At 44.9% G+C, this 16,353-nt stretch carries 12 protein-coding genes; 5 read left to right on the top strand and 7 right to left on the bottom strand.

Features of this window, described 5'->3' with window-relative positions; genetic code table 11:
• The first annotated feature begins 254 nt into the window (after nt 1–254).
• Nucleotides 255–1,928 carry a kdo(2)-lipid A phosphoethanolamine 7''-transferase gene (eptB, locus tag JL661_RS02550; protein WP_004240595.1) on the top strand — a complete coding sequence of 558 codons (1,674 nt, stop codon included), beginning with the start codon at nt 255–257 and terminating at the stop codon, nt 1,926–1,928.
• A gap of 41 nt (nt 1,929–1,969) precedes the next feature.
• The gene (locus tag JL661_RS02545; RefSeq protein ID WP_004234991.1) at nt 1,970–2,809 is read left to right on the top strand and encodes a hypothetical protein; all 840 of its coding nucleotides are present in this window, start codon (nt 1,970–1,972) and stop codon (nt 2,807–2,809) included.
• Between the two features lie 54 nt (nt 2,810–2,863).
• Here the strand turns inward: JL661_RS02545 and efp are convergent, their stop codons facing one another.
• Entirely contained in the window at nt 2,864–3,430 is a 567-nt protein-coding gene (efp, locus tag JL661_RS02540) for an elongation factor P (RefSeq protein ID WP_004234989.1), read from the bottom strand.
• 40 nt (nt 3,431–3,470) lie between these two features.
• On the opposite strand from efp, the gene epmB reads away from it, so the two are divergent.
• From epmB to JL661_RS02525, 3 genes are all read left to right on the top strand, one after another.
• On the top strand, nt 3,471–4,499 hold the full coding sequence (epmB, locus tag JL661_RS02535; RefSeq protein WP_004240597.1) for an EF-P beta-lysylation protein EpmB: 1,029 nt from the start codon (nt 3,471–3,473) through the stop codon (nt 4,497–4,499).
• Between the two features lie 99 nt (nt 4,500–4,598).
• Nucleotides 4,599–5,381 carry a class I SAM-dependent methyltransferase gene (locus JL661_RS02530; protein ID WP_036424123.1) on the top strand — a complete coding sequence of 261 codons (783 nt, stop codon included), beginning with the start codon at nt 4,599–4,601 and terminating at the stop codon, nt 5,379–5,381.
• Nucleotides 5,382–5,564: 183 nt separating this feature from the next.
• On the top strand, nt 5,565–5,744 hold the full coding sequence (locus JL661_RS02525) for a hypothetical protein (protein ID WP_150974935.1): 180 nt from the start codon (nt 5,565–5,567) through the stop codon (nt 5,742–5,744).
• Between the two features lie 53 nt (nt 5,745–5,797).
• Here the strand turns inward: JL661_RS02525 and JL661_RS02520 are convergent, their stop codons facing one another.
• The 6 genes from JL661_RS02520 to JL661_RS18255 all read right to left on the bottom strand — a co-directional run bounded on the left by JL661_RS02520 (nt 5,798) and on the right by JL661_RS18255 (nt 16,216).
• Entirely contained in the window at nt 5,798–6,145 is a 348-nt protein-coding gene (locus JL661_RS02520) for a DUF4156 domain-containing protein (RefSeq protein ID WP_004234982.1), read from the bottom strand.
• A gap of 188 nt (nt 6,146–6,333) precedes the next feature.
• Complete coding sequence (locus tag JL661_RS02515; protein ID WP_032098528.1) at nt 6,334–7,704, bottom strand: class-II fumarase/aspartase family protein; 1,371 nt, start codon at nt 7,702–7,704, stop codon at nt 6,334–6,336.
• An 11-nt stretch (nt 7,705–7,715) separates the two neighbouring features.
• Nucleotides 7,716–9,272: a PTS transporter subunit EIIC gene (locus tag JL661_RS02510; protein ID WP_004234974.1), complete on the bottom strand. Its 1,557-nt coding sequence runs from the start codon at nt 9,270–9,272 to the stop codon at nt 7,716–7,718.
• Nucleotides 9,273–9,541: 269 nt separating this feature from the next.
• Entirely contained in the window at nt 9,542–10,282 is a 741-nt protein-coding gene (locus tag JL661_RS02505; protein ID WP_004234972.1) for a MurR/RpiR family transcriptional regulator, read from the bottom strand.
• A 239-nt stretch (nt 10,283–10,521) separates the two neighbouring features.
• Nucleotides 10,522–15,081, bottom strand: a complete 4,560-nt coding sequence (gene hhe / locus JL661_RS02500) for a DUF4011 domain-containing anti-phage protein Hhe (RefSeq protein ID WP_345739887.1) — start codon at nt 15,079–15,081, stop codon at nt 10,522–10,524.
• Nucleotides 15,082–15,088: 7 nt separating this feature from the next.
• Entirely contained in the window at nt 15,089–16,216 is a 1,128-nt protein-coding gene (locus JL661_RS18255) for a DUF4011 domain-containing protein (protein WP_247718677.1), read from the bottom strand.
• Nucleotides 16,217–16,353: the final 137 nt, after the last annotated feature.

Below are 16,353 nucleotides of genomic sequence, written 5' to 3'. Positions count from 1 at the left end.
GCCCCACCCTCCAGAAAAATCAGACGAGTCATATAGTTTGATACCCTTGCTAAGCATTTTTCATGCCATGTGTAAAAATGGATATTTATCAGTATATTGTCGTAATTTTCAGGGGCGGATAACTGTCGGTTCGACACTAATGACGACAAAAATGTCATGCGGTCTGCTGTCATCAGTTATGATGCAGATGATTAATGAATAAATATTGAACCAAGTAACCGATCGTTTCTCTAACTCTCTTTAGCGATGAAGTGATGTACCCGATGCCAATACGTCCGTTATTAAACACACTAAGAAATGAATTTGTTGTTTCTGCTGTTCTTGCCCTGTTTCTGGGCTTTTTTCTCAACTACACCGTGTATTTTTCCCGTGCTCAGAACCAGTTATTACTGGCCGGAGACTATGGTTCCCTTTATCTGATTGCTGAAATTTTTGCCAATGTTCTGTTCAGCTTCTTCTTGTTCCGGCTCATTGCCCAAACCGGATTACTGAGTTTTAAGATTTTGAGCAGCTTTATTATTCTGGTCAGTATCGCTGTCAGTTACTACGTGATGTTTTATGACGTGATTATCGGTTATGGTATTTTAGTCTCCACGCTGGCCACGGACAGTGTTGAACTGTCACAGGAAGCGGTCGGCGGGCATTTTTATCTCTGGTTCTCACTGCTTTCCATTCCGGCTTTATTTCTGATCTGGTCGGCAAAAAAAACAAGCATACAAACGGCATCACGCCGCCGGGCACTCGCTCTGTTTACATTTATTGTTATTCCGGTTCTGATTTTCGGTTATTTAAAACTGGCGGATGCCAATCAGAAAAAAATTGAAATGAACGGCAGTATTGATGTGTCGAGTTATGGCGGAGAGCTGAGTTACTCCTATTTACCGACCAACTGGATTGTGCCGCTGGTACAGTATGCGGTGGTCAAATATGACGATACCTTTAATGAAATTGATTTATTCGACCCGGCCGATGAATTTACTTACACTCCGGCGCCGCAGAATGACGATTTATATGTGGTTTTCGTGATAGGCGAAACCGCCCGCTGGGATCATATGCAATTACTCGGTTATGAACGGGAAACAACGCCATTATTATCTGCCGATAAAAACGTTATCGCCTTTAAAGGTCAGTCCTGTGATACCTCCACCAAATTATCGCTGCGCTGCATGTTTGTGCGTGAAGGCGGCGTAAAAGATAACGAACAGCGGACAGTTACCGAAAATAATGTTTTCTCTGTGATGAAACAGAACGGCTTTTATTCCGAGCTGTTTTCCATGCAAAGTGAAGTCTGGTTCTATAACCGGCTCGACCTGGATAATTATCTGATCCGTGAGATGATCACCGCTCAGAACAGAACGCCGGGCAAAGCTATCCGTGATGAATTACTGATGGATGAAGTTGATGATATGCTCGCCCGTAAAAAACAGGGGCAGAACCTGATTATTTTACATACCAAAGGCTCACATCATCTTTATTCCAAGCGTTATCCGCCTGAATTCCGCAAATATATGCCGGAATGCACAGAGGAAGGAACCAAATGCAGCATACAGGAAGAGATCAATGCTTATGATAATTCGATCTTATACACCGATCATTTTCTGCATGATCTGACCGAAAAATTAAAAGATAAAAATGCGATTGTCTTTTATACCTCCGATCACGGGGAATCCCTGGGCGAAAATAACGGGATGCGCCTGCACGGTACGCCACGGCATATTGCCCCGCCGGAGCAGTTCCGTGTGCCGTTTATTGTCTGGATGTCAGATAACTACATAAAAAATAACCCGTCCCTGTTTGATAACCTGAAAGAAAACAGCCGGACGCGGACATTTTTCCATCATGAATTATTCGATACCATTCTCGGCTGTTCCGGTGTGACATCATCCGACGGCGGGATTAATAATAAAAATAATCTCTGCTATCGGTGATACAGTAACCTCATCCGCTGATACAGAGAGAGAATTTAAGGATGAGAAAAACAGTTACCCTGCTGGCGCTCTGCCTGCCGCTGTCCGCAGCAATGGCAGACGACAGCAGTTGTACGGACGCACAGCGTCAGCTGAACCGGGAAAATACCTATATTATCACCGGCCTGTATCTGAACGGGCCGGTCAAATCCGTTGTTACCACACGCAATAACAAACAAAAATCTTACGGCAGCAGCGAAACCACCATTACATTGTCACCGTGCGGTGCCGTGACGCAGTATGAGCAGCAGATGTACTATCTGATAAGCCCGGATGTTTACCGGAAAGAACAGTACAAAACAGATCCGGATAATCCGCTTCACCTGACCGGCACAGCAGAATACAAATTTCACGGTAAACACATTAATTCACAGACAGACATCACCCGGACGATAAATGATAAAGGACAGATTGCCGGCTATACCTTACTGAATAAAAATACCGGTGACGATGAACAGGAGGATGCCGTTACTGCCCGTATCAATTGGGAAAACAGCCGGCTCCACAGTATGGATGAGGTGAAAACGGACGGAGAAAAATCAGAAAGTCTCTTTTACCGCTATGATTCACAAGGCCGCCTGTCACACGTTTCCCGTGGCTCCGGTTCCTCAGAGACCCGCTTTACTTACACTGCTCAGCCGTGGCCATCAGTCACTTTGATCTCTATTTACAGCGGCAGCGAACTGCTGAATGTACTCACCGAACGTTGTGAACAATGGGATCATCACGGTAACTGTCTGCTGCAAAAAAATTATATCGCCGATTATTACGGCTATTCTGCGGATGACAATCCGGAGCCGGTCTTACAAACCATTCAGCGTTACCGTTATGAATATTACTGAATATAAAAAAACCGCCGCTGATTCAGCGGCGGTTTTGTAATTCATCACGTAATCTTATTTCACGCGGGAAACGTATTCACCTGAACGGGTGTCAACTTTGATCACTTCACCAATCTGCACGAACAGAGGTACTTTAACCACTGCACCAGTGCTCAGGGTCGCTGGTTTACCGCCGGTACCGGCAGTATCACCTTTCAGGCCCGGATCGGTTTCCGTGATTTCCAGCTCAACAAAGTTTGGCGGGGTAACCGCGATAGGACGGCCGTCCCACAGGGTAACGATACATTCAGCCTGGTCGATCAGCCATTTGGCGTTATCACCGATAGCTTTCTCATCCGCAGCCAGCTGCTCGAAAGTTTCGTTGTTCATGAAGTGCCAGAACTCACCGTCGTTGTACAGGTAAGTCAGGTTCAGATCCATGACATCAGCGCCTTCCGCAGAGTCTGTTGATTTGAAGGTTTTCTCCAGCAGTTTGTTGGAGATCAGTTTACGCAGACGCACACGGGCGAATGCCTGACCTTTACCCGGTTTAACAAACTCACTTTCAACAACCACGCAAGGTTCGCCGTCTAACATAATTTTAAGACCTTGGCGAAATTCGTTGGTACTATAAGTAGCCATGGAAATCCTCTAATTTTAAATAAATGGCATAGCCAAAAAAATGGTCGATATTGTAACCCAAAAACAACCCGCCCGAGAAGTCTGGCTGCATCAACTCACTGATTCTGTCACTAACCCAACAGAACTGCTGGCAATATTAGGTCTGGAACAGGACGAAAACTGGCGTGCCGGTACTGATGCCCGCCGGTTGTTTGCTCTGCGTGTCCCCCGTCCTTTTATCGCCAAAATGGAAAAAGGCAATCCGCGCGATCCGTTATTACTTCAGACCATGACACACAGGGCTGAATTTGACCTGACCCCGGGGTTCTCTGACGATCCGCTGGATGAACAACATAGTGTTGTTCCGGGACTACTGCATAAATATCACAACCGGGCATTGCTGTTAGTGAAAGGCGGGTGCGCGGTCAACTGCCGCTACTGTTTCCGCCGTCACTTCCCGTATGAGGACAATAAAGGCACCAGACATAACTGGCAGCAGGCGCTCGATTATATCGCTAACCATCCTGAACTCAATGAAATCATTTTCTCCGGCGGTGATCCGCTGATGGCAAAAGACCATGAACTGGACTGGCTGCTGACGCAACTGGAAGCGATTCCCCATATTCAGCGGCTGCGCATTCACAGCCGTCTGCCTGTCGTGATCCCTGAACGCATTACGCCGGGACTGACCGCGCGTTTCCGCGATTCACGGCTACAGATAATTTTAGTCACACATATCAATCACGCGAATGAAATCGACGATACATTGAAAGAAAAAATGAATCAGCTGCGTGAAAGCCGCGTTACCCTGCTCAATCAGAGCGTTCTTCTGCGTGATGTGAATGACAATGCAGAGGTGCTGGCACAGCTCAGTAATGCGCTGTTTGACGCCGGTATTCTGCCTTATTACCTGCATGTGCTGGATAAAGTACAGGGTGCGGGACATTTTCTGATCAGTGATGATGAAGCACGCCGCATCATGCATGATCTTCTGCCGCGTATTTCCGGGTATCTGGTGCCACGTCTGACCCGGGAAATCGGTGGTGAGCCGAGTAAAACACCGATCGATCTCCGTCTGCGTCAGAGCTGAGTATTACCACGTAAACACGGTCATCTGAAGAAATAGTATTTTACAGGTAACTTCAGACAGGTTAAATTGCGTACATTATGTATTATGGAGTACAAAATTATGACGGATTTTTTAACCTCAAACCAGGCCGCGTGGGATAAACAGGCGGAACAACAACAGGCGTGGTCAACACCGGTCAGCGCAGAGCTGATTGCGGCTGCCAAACAAGGAAACTGGGATGTGCATCTCACCCCGCAGCCGCTGCCGAAAGACTGGCTGGGGGATGTAAAAGGTAAACGCATTCTCTGTCTGGCCTCTGCCGGTGGTCAGCAGGCCCCGGTACTGGCTGCCGCCGGTGCGGATGTGACAGTGTTTGATTTATCAGATAAACAGCTTGAGCACGATCGTCAGGTTGCCCGGCGCGACGGGCTGACACTTAAGGCGGTACAGGGCGATATGCGGGATCTCAGCGCATTTGCGGATGGCACTTTTGACTGCGTGTTCCATCCGATTTCCAATCTGTATATCCCGGATGTGAATCCGGTATGGCGTGAATGCCACCGCGTACTGAAAACCGGCGGCACACTATTGGCCAGTTTCTTTAATTCAGTGGTCTTTGTCGGCGATCGTGATGCGAAATACCGCGAAGAAGGCATTATAAAACCAGCATATAAAATGCCGTTTTCTGAACTGACAGCATTAACACCGGAGCAGGTGGCAGAGAAGCAGGCACGGCAGGAAGCTTTTGTGTTTGGCCATTCCCTGACAGATTTGATCGGCGGACAACTGAAAGCCGGTTTTCATCTGACCGATTTTTATGAGGACTGGCAACCGAACCCGCGTTTTGTTATCGATAATTATCTGCCGACATTTATTGCGACTGCGGCAGTGAAGATTGGCTGATTTTTCATGCGTTTTTGTAAATACAGATACAACAAACCGTGATTACGGTGCCATGCTGATAACCGGTAAAAGCAGAAAGTCGCTGCTAGCACTTTAAGACTGTGATTACGGAGTCTGCGCCAGCGGCGGGTAAAAACAGAAAGTCGCTGTGAACACATCCCTGTGCGCTCAGGCTCGCCATCCATGGCTCGCATGCTTTCCGTTTTCTTTACCCGCCGCCCGCGCTTTTCGCATCTGAATAAGAAAACCACCGTTCATGCTGACGGTGGCTTTTCTTTATCCCATCAAAACATTTCGCTAAATCATTTCGTTCAGAGCAAGGCGGCAAGTGAAGAGGCACGGGGAGCATACATCAGTATGTGACCCGGGCCGCTGAGCGCAGCCAACGCCGCTATGGACGGAAGGATGACGCGAAATTACGGGCACTTAAATACCTGACCCGTCAGCTTGCTATCCACCGGGATCAGGCTGGACACAATCGCTGACTCTGCCGGGCTGCCGAGACCATAAATCACGTTACCGCCCATTGCAGCGGCTTTGTTACGCAGGTCATTTGCCGCACCGCGCATGGAGCTGCTTTCGTTACCGACGCCGGTCATCCAGTTGCTCTGTACACCGGTAACCTCACCTAATTTCTGACATTCTGCCGGTGGCTGCTCTTCGGAAAAGCGGACCTGTGATCCGGCGGAGCTCAGTTCGTTCGTGGTCGTACAGCCTGCCAGTAATAACAGTGCCAGAGCACCGGGTAACATTTTAATCCGCATAGTTTTCCTCATTCACGGTTGGAAAAAATTTATACAGCTAATTTAACCACTTTGTGGCAGCGACTTCAAAAACTAATCGCTGAAAACCACCCGCTGATCGCAATCAGCCGCAAATTATGCATAAAAAAAACCGGCACCTGAGTTTCCTCAGAGTGCCGGTTTGGTTTTTCCTGTGTCAGCCCGGTAATTTACTGATAGTCTTTTTTAATTTTCTGAGCGGCATCTGAACCACGTTTCGCTTCTTTTTCGGCGATTTCGACGGACAGACCAATATACGCGCGCGGATCTAACATTGCTTTGATTTCTTCATTGCTGAAGGCAGCGGTAATAGTGTCGTTTTTCGTCAGGTTTGTGTAGAAATCCTCACCATCTGCAGCGGTTTTAATCGCTTCCTCATACAATAATGAATGCGCCTTATCCTTGCCCAGCTTCTCCGCCATTTTCATCATCACGTATTCAGTGTTATCCAGCCCTTTGTTTCTCATGACGTTGTGCAGCATTCTCTCTTCATGAGGTACGATGGTTCTGGTGAGCTCTTCTGTTCTCAGCAGCACTTCGGTGGTCAGTTCGAGTGCTTCCTCGATCAGTCCGTCGAATAACATATAAGAGCTGCTGTCACCCTCATACGGTCTGACAGCGGAGTACATGCCGACACCCGGCAGTGAGTACAGTTTCTGGGAGTTCGCAATAATGCCTTTGGCCAGTTTCGGGTTAATTTTGTGCGGCATAGTGCTGCTGCCCACAGTACCCCTGGTAAAGCCTTCGGAAACTTCCGCGATCTCTTCCAGCGTGGTGCTGTAAACTTCCTCACCGATTTTGTGGCAGATATTCGCCATCAGCGCCAGGTTCGCCATATACTCCAGTTTATGGGTGCTCAGGTTGCGGGACGGCACTTCCATCGCATGCATGCCTGTCAGTTCAGCAACTCGTTTCTGGACTTCCAGACCGATACCCGGCATGGTGTTAAATGCCCCGACCGCACCGCCCATCATGATAGTGAATACGCGTTTTTCACACTCTTTCATGCGCTGGCTGCAATCAATAAAATCGCTGATCCACACCGCCACTTTGTAGCCGTAAGTGATAGGAATGGCATGACGGCCGTGTGTCCTGCCCGGCATCACCATGTGTTTGGTTTTTTCTGCAAGACGCGATAAATTTTCCAGGATCTCGCTTAACAGCAGCATAAATTTATTATGCACTGTCTTCATCATATACAGCTGTGAACTCTGCTGAATATTCTGGGTGGTAATACCGTAATGGATATATTTACCACTCTCTTCCGAGCAGGCATTCACTAATACTTTTAAAAATGGTACGAAGCCATGACCGATTTTCTGATAGATACGGCTCATCTCTTCGAAATCGATATTCTCAATAACCGCCTTTTCTTTAATTTCATCGGCAGCAGACCGGGGAATAAACCCCAGTTCCGCCTGTGCCTGAGCTAACACTGATTCAAACATCAGCCAGGTATTGTATTTGGCCTCATCTGACAGCAGCGCTTTTATACCGCGGTCATCGATGGTTTTACTTTTAGAATCATATAAAGCTCTCATCATATATCCTTTTATTTCTTCATTGCTTCATCAACAGCATTGCGGACAAATTCAACCTTCGGTCCGTAAACAACATGGACGTGGTTTGCCGATGGAAAGAAGAATGCAGTACATCCTGATTCCGACATTAACTCTTTATCAATCTTATTCACTTCCGCGATATCGATACGCATACGGGTAATACAGTTATCAACGTTACGGATATTTTGTTTTCCGCCTAACGCCTCGATAAGAATTTCCGCAATTTCACCATAACGTTTTTCTTTAATTAACGTGTTTTTCAGATTGCTGGATTCTTCACGGCCCGGCGTTTTAATATCAAACCGGAGGATAGCCCAGCGGAAGATAAAGAACGTCACCACCGCCAGACCGGTACCGATAAGCACCAGGAATATCCAGTTAGTACGTTCGTACAGCAGGCCGAAAATCGTGAAATCGAAGATGGTTCCGCGGATATAACCAATCGCGACACCGGCGAATGACAGCAATACCGCACCAATACCCACGATGATGGCATAAATTAAATACAGCAGCGGTGCGATAAACACGAAGGTAAATTCAAGCGGTTCCGTGACGTTACCGAGCATGGCGGTCAGTACCATCGTCACCAGCATGGATTTCACTTCCGCGCGGTTCTCTTTCTTCGATGTTTTATAGATAGCTAATGCAATTGCCGGGAACAGGAACAGTGTGACCAGCATTTGCTGCTGCGCCATAAAGCGCGTCAGGCTTGGCATCATCGCCCAGTATTCAGTTCCGGGGCCCTGTTTGAATAACACTTCAGTCAGCGCCGGAACAACACCGACATAGGTTTGTCCGTCAATCACATAGGTACCGCCGGCTTCGGTAAATCTGAACAGCACGTTCCAGACGTGGTGCAGACCGAACGGAATAAACAGACGCTCACCGCCCGCCGTAAAGAACGGACCGACAGGACTCAGAAAGACAGCAGAGAGCTTCATCAGCCCCTGAACCAGCACTTCCCAGATAAACGGTAATGTCGCGCCGACCATAATCATCAGGCCGACCATGATGATGGAAACGGATTTTTTACCGGAGAAGAAAGCGAAGGCAGTCGGCAGTTCAAGGTTATAGAACTTATCCGTTGCCCAGGCGGCAATCAGACCGGTGATGATCCCCCCGGCGGCACTGATATTTAAGGTTTGGATCCCCAGAACCTTAATTTGCCCCACCTGCCCCATAATGGCCGGATCCGCCAGTTTACCGGTGAGTACCAGCCAGATATTCATGGTGATAATCAGCGACAAATACCCCACCACAGAGGCAAAGACCGCGATCCCCTTATCACGCTGGCTCATCCCGTAGGCAACCCCCATGGCAAAGAGCAGTGGAATATTGTCAAAAATAACGCCCGCAATAGAGCGGATACTGACAAGCAGTGCGTTAACCGTTTCATTTCCGAGGAAAGGAAACCGGGCAATCATGTAGGTCTGCACTAATGCACCACTGATCCCCAGAATCATACCTATCGGAGCCAGAACCCCGATTGGCAGGAGCAGTGTCCGGCCAAAGCGCTGGATCGACTCTCCGAATTTTCTTTTAGCCATAGTGTTTCCTTGCGATGAAGAATATTGACATTACTCGGAATACTAGCATTGCCTTTTTGAAATGAAATGATGGTACGGTTTTAAATATTATCTCAGGTCTTAAATTATGACCCGGGTCATTTTCAGGCGATAATGATTTAAAAATCAGGATGATAATAATTTTTAAGACGTTTTGTTAATGATTTTCTGAATAAACGATTCTTTTAAAAACAGCAGGAATTATTGAACAAAAAGCATTCAATTCAACTTAAGCTAAATAATGAGTTTATTTACAGCAAACTTTCCAGCTCATTAATTAATAAATCCACCAGGATAAAAAACCCTGTTCTAGACTTTGAGTCATCCCGTTTGGTGTCATAACTGTCAGAGAAGCAAAAGAGTGTGTTATTTGCGTATGTGGTCAGTTCATTCGTGTGGAAGGCGGTCATACTGATGATATGGGCATCTTTCAGCTGAACGATTTTTGCGGTTTCAATGATCTTTTTGGTTCCGCCGGAGAGGGAGATAAAAATCACAGTGTCATCTTTGCTGACAAGGCGGGTAAAGGAGTCAGAAAGGTTATAATCATTAATAAAAAAGCAGTGCAGTCCCAGCGAAAATAATAAATGCTCCAGATAGTAACCGACTGCCTTGCTGGTTCCCCGTGCCACCAGAAAGATATTCCGTGAACCGCGCAATGTTTTTGCACAATCGCGGATCTGATCTTCATTAATCAGTGTGAAGGTCTTATGAATATTATTCTCGAGCTGTTTTTTATAGGATGCAGGTGCTTTTTTCTCTGCTTTATTTTGTGAGAGGATATGATTGTTAATCTGAAATTTAAGTTCTTTAAACCCGCTGAAACCTAATTTCTGAGATAAATTGATAATCACCGTTTTGGAAACAAACGTTTTGGCGACTAATTCATTAATATTTAACCAGGGAATATCGGCAATATTTTCCGTAAGATATTTTAATACTTTCTTCTCACTGACGGTTAAGTTGTCGTAATTCTTCAGAAAATCCAGCATATCCGGCACTCCCCCATTTCAGCAGCGGTATCTCTCAATAATACCTCATAATGATGATAAACAGTGGGATATTATAAAATACAAACCGGACAGACAAAAAAAAGCCCGTAACCAATCAGGTTACGGGCTTTTTCAGCAAACAATTGCAGTCAGACTACATGATTACATCATGTTGAACAAAAACAACCAATCCTTTGATTTACAATGAGTTAATCCTTAAATAAAATAAAACCCCCTGATTAAAATCCCACCGCCACATCATGCCCATCAATAATTTCGAGAACCGCATCAAGGAACATTCTGGCCTCTTTAGGTTCAGTGGCATCTCGTAAATACTTGGGAATACGCTCAACAAACTCAGACTTAGAAAGAGGCTGGTGCTCAACTAAAGCTTCAATCATCGATTGTCTCAACAAACGATGCTCTGAGGAGACATTTGGAAACTCAGCTGCAATGATTTCCTGGGCAAATCTTTCTAAACGAGAATGCAAGGGCTCGGACACATGACTATAATCGACTACGTCCTCAGCTTTAGAGTATTTATCATCGACCAATACACCAGAGAAATGCTCTTCAACAATTATTTGAGCCTCTGTATGTGTTGTTTTGAGTTGATTCAATTCTCGGATAATAGGCCCAAGAACTTCATCTGGATTACTGAACCAGTCCGTTGACCATATGCGAGAAATTGTCCAACCTAAGCCTTCCAAGACCTCTTGTCGCAAACGGTCTCGGTCGCGTGCTGATCTTGCGGAGTGATAAGTTGCCCCATCACATTCAATTCCCATCAAATAACGGCCAGGTTTACCTGGGTCTCGAACAGCAATATCTATAAAGAAGCCTGCAACACCCACTTGTGGATCACAGTCAAAGCCTGCAGTTTTCAATGCATCAATCACCGATATTTCAAAATCACTGTCCGGAGCTTTTCCTGTAGAAATTCCTACACCATCCATATTGCCTTTTTCAGCAAAGTGTAGGAAACCGCGTAAAGCTTTAACCCCGCGCTTTGTACTTTCTGCTACTTGGATATCATCAGCATGCATTGAGCTAAATACATGCATGCGCTTACGAGAACGAGTGAAGAGTACATTTAAACGACGCCAACCAACATCTGAGTTGATAGGACCAAAACGTTGAAATACACGCCCGCCAGCCTCTCCGGGCCCATAAGTAAAGGAGATGAAGATGACATCTCGCTCATCCCCCTGAACGTTCTCAAGGTTCTTGATAAAAATAGGGTCGGCATGCTCCCTCAGCTTACCAATTGCAGTATCTATCAGTGGGTTTTCACGGCATAGCTCATCAACAGCTCTCTCGATTTGATCGCGTTGTTTAGAGTTCATCGCCACAATACCCAATGATTGCTGAGGATACTCCATCGCATGTTGAGCCACAGCCAAAGCGATAACTCTCGCTTCTTCTATATTGTGCTGATTGATAAAACGGCCATTTTTCACATGTGAAAATTTAATGCCATATTCTGCCGATTGCGCATTAGGTGAGGGGAAGACCACCAAATCACTGTCGTAGAAATGACGATTAGAATAAGCAATCAAATTTTCATGTTGTGAACGGTAATGCCACCGAAGGCGGCGCATTGGAAATAGAGGCAATGAAGCATCGAGGATACTATCTGTCAGGCTAACTGCCGCAATATCCTCATCTTCTCCGTCATCCGAATCAGCCCGATCGAAGAAACTAGTTGGAGGCAACTGTTTTGGATCACCGACTACGACGATTTGTTTACCGCGAGCGATGACACCCAGTGCATCTTCAGGTTTGACCTGAGAAGCTTCATCGATTACCACCAAGTCGAAGTCAATTTCTCCTGGCTGGAGGTAATTAGCTACTGACATCGGCCCCATCATAAAACAGGGTTTAAGCTGGATTAATGCCCTCCCCGCACGATTGATAAGTTGTCGGATTGGGACATGGCGCATTTTTTTACCGAGTTCATTATTGATCAGCGCGAGCTCAGTGTACTCGGATTTTTTCCCGCCTGAATTCCCTTGTGGAACCTGATTACGGGCAATAATCGATGCTATACGCTGGCGTTGCAATAGCTTCAGTTTCTTATCATACATACGGAAGGTCTGTTGAGAAACAGACCTCTGATTACCAGAAATACGTACCAAATGTGGACGAGCAATCACAATCTCTCGAGCCAATTGATCGTAAATCGTCATCATTAAACCTGTTTCTATCTGCTCAACCGGTAATACGCGGTTAAATACTGCATTTTGAATAAGTTGAAGTCCCTGATCGTGTATTTCTTTTGCCACACGGTTAAAGTTGAGCCAACCGTTCAGCCAGCGGGGTTTAACTATTGCTTCATCATTTCGTGTAATAAGCTCCGCCAAGCTGTCGTTACAACGGAACTGCCATTGTGCGATATCGAGCTGAGTCTCCGCTATAAAGTTTTCTCTCTGAGCAAGGTGGCTTTGCCATATTTCTCTAAGATGGAGCAAGTCATCGTAAAGGATATCCAGATGGCATTTATCCCCAAGACGTTTGATGATGCTGAGTAGCACTTCAGATTGAATATTCTTCTTTATTGCATCATCAAATGCCAAAGTATTTACTATCACCGAATGTGCATAATCATTTTTCTTTTCAAAACCAAAATGAAGCTGCTCTTGTGCACCAAAAAGCTCTTCAGGGGATGGTTTTTCCTTAAGCTGGTTTTGCATCAGCTGTAATTTACATAGCAAAGCAGTTTTTTCTTTTACATCGCGCAACGACATAGCATCATTTCTATACCATTGCTGCACAGGTGCCAATGCACTAATCAGCCTTCCATTAATTTCTTTTAACCCGTTGCTATCACCAATCAATACTATTTTTCCATCTTTCAAAGCATCGATGTTAGGTAGAAACTGATGGAGTTCGGATAATTTTCTGATGCTGATATTGATATCATCGGCAATACCCTGATGCTTGAGCTGATGAATACCTTTTATCAGTTGGCTATCAAGAACCAATAAGGCACTGCCCAACGCAACATTAGGACCAAAACCTACCCCCCACGTCATCCTGACGCTTTTGTACCATTTTCTTAGCTGCTTCAAACTATCAAGCGGAGTATCAATACCCTGATAGCTATCTCCTAAATCACGACTGAAATTTTCTTGTTCTAACTCACGCAGCCCAGACACATACTGACGTAATAAGGGCAAATGATTATAGAGCACCTTCCAAGGAACATTCACCCCTTGGGATAAATTCAACAATGATTGTTTAGCCTGTCTCCACGAACCACTTAACCAACTGAACATACCCGAACGTGCCAACTCTGACTCAATACTTTTGAGCTCTTCCTCATGAGGTATTGCGTCGAGTTTAAAGTGCACTTTTAAAGTCTCATGAGCACTAATCAGCGGCGTGATATGCCCTGCCAAATTATCTAATATATCGTCTATTTCGTCATCATCGAAACATTCGTGACGTTGCTTAAGTAACTCCGGAGGAATTTGAACGACAAGATCGATAAGTTCAACAATGTATTTAAATCCCTGTAGATCGGGTGTCATTTTTGAAGACAGCACTGCAGGCAGTGAATTAATTAAATCTGACAGATTAACCCAATGTTGCTCAAAAGCTGAGTTTAGATGTTCAAAAGAAAGGATAAATCTGGCAACATCACCAATCGTGCTATTTTCAGAAACGCCAAAATCTTTTGGAATATCAGAAAAATAAGGGAGCTCTATAGCAACCTCTAGAGCTTTAAGTTTCTCGGCAATAAGATGATTCGCCATCTCTTTATAGATCGATTGGACTGCTTCAAAATTATGTAACCATTCCCTTAATTGGTGCTTATTATCTTCGTTTAGTTGTTTGAATGCATCAAAGTTAAGTAATTCAGATAAAGCAGGAAGACGACAAGAGTCATCGACAAACTGCTGCTGCAGAGTAAGAGTATTCAGCTGTTCTTTCGATAATTCATATTTTCCGAAGAAAATTCCAATACTCTGCTGCCATCTACTCAACCCAGATTGCCATTTCTCTAAATTAGCAACAATACCGTTACTGTCAAACAGCTGAATTTCTAGATTATTAACCCCGTACCACGGGTGATCAGAAAGCTGTGCTTGTTCCCCCAGTTGGGAGCGAAATTCATGAACAACTTTAACAAATGAATCGATCTGATCCTTAAGTCTCAATTGAGCAAAGTGGTCGAGTTTTTTCCCAGATAACCCCTCGATATGTAAATCTTTCGGTTCAATATTGAGCATTCGGCGATAACGAGACGCACCAGTGAATATTTCATGAATAGTAAGGCCTGTATTTTCCCATGGCTGATTAATTTCGTAAGCATAATCATTTAATTCGCGTTTTAACTCTTCATAACGAGCAATCTCTGACTCAATATGAAGGGGGGGAGTATCCAATGACCGGTTATTAATACGCTTTTGAATTTCGTCTAACACTTTTCGCTTATGAGATTTATTACTATGTAATTCCAAGCAAAAATCTCCCAAACCCGCTTTATCCAGACGTGTTTTAACGACTTCCAAAGCGGCAAGCTTCTCAGCGACAAACAAGACTTTTTTACCGTTTAAAATAGCGGCGGCTATTAGGTTAGTTATTGTTTGTGACTTCCCCGTACCTGGAGGCCCTTCAATCACCAGACTTTTCCCCATAACCGCATCAATCAATGCACTGTGCTGAGAACTATCAGCATCATCAATCAATGGGAATTGCTGGTGGATTTGGTTTATCTCATCAATCATGTATTCAGCTGAAACACCTGAACTCCCACCTTCTCCCGTCTGCGATGTGAAAAGGCGTTTTATCACTTCATGATTAGCAATATTTTTTTTCGCCAGCGGGCCAGCGGGCTGGATCCAGGTCGATATACATCAGCATTTTACTGAAGTTGAGTAAGCTCAATGCACCATAACGACGAACCGACCAGCGTGGTTTATTTCTCTCAATGATCGCCTGCACCTGCTGAAAGTAAGCTTCCGGAAGCGTATTTTCATCAAGTACAGGCAGCGCAATACCAAAATCACTCTGTAATTTTTCTCTGAGAGACAGATTGGGTAGAATATCTTCACCAGTATAGCTCAGGTGATAACGATAAAGCCCAGCTTCCGAGTCCAACTTTCCTCTTTCAAGAGTAACCGGAATAACAAACAACGGCGCATATCTTTCCTTATTAGAGTCATCAGACTCATACCATTCAAGAAATCCTAAGGCCAAATAAAGGATGCCAGCTCCAGTCTCCTCGATAGAGGTTTTCGCTTTACCATGAATAGAGCGCAGCAGCGCCTCAAGTTCTGATGGGAAGTGAAGCGTTTGGATATCATCATCAGTCAAAGATGCCTGAATACTTGCAGTTCTTAGTGGTATCCCCGCCTTAGTGTCACGCTCAAACTCACCAAGATCCTTATAACCAAGTTTTTGGATTAACATAGCAAGCTGTTGTGTTGGTAAATCTGCATTGACTCCAGCACGACGAATTCCAGAAAGCAGGCCATTATTATTTTGCAGATACTGCTCAATAGTATTTCTGGCTTTCTTAATCACCTGATACTCATAATTAGACACATTAGGCTGAGCCTCAGTAAACAGCTCAAAATCAGTACGTAAACCTAATTTTTCAGCCCAAGCTTTCGCATCCGGTGCAGCCTTAAGACTAATTTCACACTGCTTTTCATCTTTCCCCAGATAGCCATATTGTTGAAGCTGAGCTTTTGTAGGATCGGGTACTGGCACAAACTGCATCACTTTATCGCCTATTAAGGTTTTATAAAGCTGATCGGGCAATTCGTTGATAATACGTAGTGAAGAATGCTTTTTATCAATCGGAAAGTTGAGCAATCTATTACGTGCAGTAAGGTCTAATAGTTTACGACGCATATCCTCGAGAGACTTGAGAACATAGGCTCCAGCAGTATCGCCTGTGCGGTGAAGAGTTTCAGACATCATATGCCCTTAATAATAAATGATTTCACTACGTGATTAATTGTTTTTTATCCACTATTGTAACGCATACAGTATGTCACATTAACAATATGACATACTGAAATAATACCCTTCGTTTTATATATGGCAATATTACAAAT

Source organism: Morganella morganii (genome assembly GCF_019243775.1).
Lineage (GTDB): Bacteria > Pseudomonadota > Gammaproteobacteria > Enterobacterales > Enterobacteriaceae > Morganella > Morganella morganii.
The sequence above is the reverse complement of the archived record's forward strand: the minus strand, read 5'-3'. Positions and strand labels throughout refer to the sequence as shown.

Bases quoted from the DNA above. Each gene is read 5' to 3' on its own strand.
- eptB (WP_004240595.1), top strand. From the start codon at position 255: ATGTACCCGATGCCAATACGTCCGTTATTAAACACACTAAGAAATGAA.
- JL661_RS02545 (WP_004234991.1), top strand. From the start codon at position 1,970: ATGAGAAAAACAGTTACCCTGCTGGCGCTCTGCCTGCCGCTGTCCGCA.
- efp (WP_004234989.1), bottom strand. From the start codon at position 3,430: ATGGCTACTTATAGTACCAACGAATTTCGCCAAGGTCTTAAAATTATG.
- epmB (WP_004240597.1), top strand. From the start codon at position 3,471: ATGGTCGATATTGTAACCCAAAAACAACCCGCCCGAGAAGTCTGGCTG.
- JL661_RS02530 (WP_036424123.1), top strand. From the start codon at position 4,599: ATGACGGATTTTTTAACCTCAAACCAGGCCGCGTGGGATAAACAGGCG.
- JL661_RS02525 (WP_150974935.1), top strand. From the start codon at position 5,565: ATGGCTCGCATGCTTTCCGTTTTCTTTACCCGCCGCCCGCGCTTTTCG.
- JL661_RS02520 (WP_004234982.1), bottom strand. From the start codon at position 6,145: ATGCGGATTAAAATGTTACCCGGTGCTCTGGCACTGTTATTACTGGCA.
- JL661_RS02515 (WP_032098528.1), bottom strand. From the start codon at position 7,704: ATGAGAGCTTTATATGATTCTAAAAGTAAAACCATCGATGACCGCGGT.
- JL661_RS02510 (WP_004234974.1), bottom strand. From the start codon at position 9,272: ATGGCTAAAAGAAAATTCGGAGAGTCGATCCAGCGCTTTGGCCGGACA.
- JL661_RS02505 (WP_004234972.1), bottom strand. From the start codon at position 10,282: ATGCTGGATTTTCTGAAGAATTACGACAACTTAACCGTCAGTGAGAAG.
- JL661_RS18255 (WP_247718677.1), bottom strand. From the start codon at position 16,216: ATGATGTCTGAAACTCTTCACCGCACAGGCGATACTGCTGGAGCCTAT.